1 protein-coding gene is annotated in these 500 nt (G+C 50.2%); it reads left to right on the forward strand.

The annotated features are described in order from the left end of the window. Nucleotides 1-500 (forward strand): hypothetical protein (locus ACFIQE_RS11425; RefSeq protein WP_375707804.1); only part of this gene is annotated, 500 nt, incomplete at both ends.

A 500-nucleotide genomic window follows, 5' to 3' on the forward strand; every position in this document is an offset into this window, starting at 1 on the left:
GGTTCCTTTATTCCTGGAAGTGATGCCATTGAACAAGTCAAAACCTTGCTGGATGTCGGGGCAGACTATGCAAAAGCACACAATCTCCCTTTTGGTGAGGCTTTGAGTGAAGAACAATTGGCGTCCCTAGAAGCCCCGATGGTGATTTATGTGCGCCAACAGGTCAAGGGCATGGATGTTTATGCACCGGTGCTTTACATCCCCGAAAAAGACAGAGCCTCCTTTGTTTCTGCTGGAGCTTTGATCATGGGCGATGATGTGAATATCACCAGCCAGAATACGAGCAATTCCACGATAACCAATTCAGGGCGGATTGCGGCAAACCACCAGTTGCATGTGCATGGCGGGGATATCTTTAGTCAAGGAGGGCATTTTGCTGCGGGTAACGATGCTGTTCTCCTTGCGGAGAAGAATATTCGTTTAGATGCAGGGCGCACAACGGTTGACGGCGTGGAGACAGTATTAAACACCGAGGCGCTTTCTGCTGGGGGCAATGCGAG

Source organism: Bartonella sp. AA1HLJMS (assembly GCF_042197445.1).
In the GTDB taxonomy this organism is placed as follows: domain Bacteria; phylum Pseudomonadota; class Alphaproteobacteria; order Rhizobiales; family Rhizobiaceae; genus Bartonella.